General features: G+C 76.6%; 1 protein-coding gene. It reads right to left on the bottom strand.

Features of this window, described 5'->3' with window-relative positions; genetic code table 11:
• Positions 1-611, bottom strand: a 611-nt coding sequence (locus tag B7767_RS47545; RefSeq protein WP_218775863.1) for an NADPH-dependent FMN reductase, incomplete at both ends; no start/stop codon positions are given.

Genomic DNA, 611 nt, shown 5'->3' with positions numbered 1-611 from the left:
GGCCCGCGCCGACGGCGACCGTGCCGATGGCCCGCCCGTCGAGGAGGGGCTGCGGCCCGTCGATGTCGTTGACCGCGTCGAGGGCGTTCTTCAGCAGGCCGGAGATACTGGCGTGGTAGGTCGGGGAGACGAGCACCACGCCGTCGGCGCGGCGCAGTTCGTCGAGGAACCCGGCGACGCCCGCGTGGCAGGCCGCCAGTCCGGGCCGGTAGGCGGGGAAGTCCAGTTCCGCGCCGGTGAAGACGCGGGCGGTGGCGCCCCCGGCCGTGACGCGCTGGGCGCACCACTGGGCCACCCGGTCCGAGGTCGAGCCGGGCCGCAGGGAGCCGCTGAGCAGGACGATGTGGGGGGTGTGCACGATGTCGTCACCCTTCCGTGGGGCGGAGGCGTGCGCCGGGTCGGCGGCCAGGGGTGCGGGCCGCCACGCGGCGATGTCGAGCGCGTCCTGGTCCTTGCGGCCGGCCGCCCGCATGCGGGCGTTGCGCCGCTGTTCGCCTTCCCGGTCGGCGCCCTGGTCGAGGGCGCCCTGGCGGCGTGAGGACAGGACGACGGCGGCGGTGCGGTCCATACGTTCGCGGGCGTAGGCGGCGAGCGCGGTGGGCACGTGGGCG

The organism is Streptomyces sp. 13-12-16, assembly GCF_002114215.1.
Lineage (GTDB): Bacteria > Actinomycetota > Actinomycetes > Streptomycetales > Streptomycetaceae > Streptomyces.
This window is presented reverse-complemented; position numbering and strand designations above follow the sequence as displayed.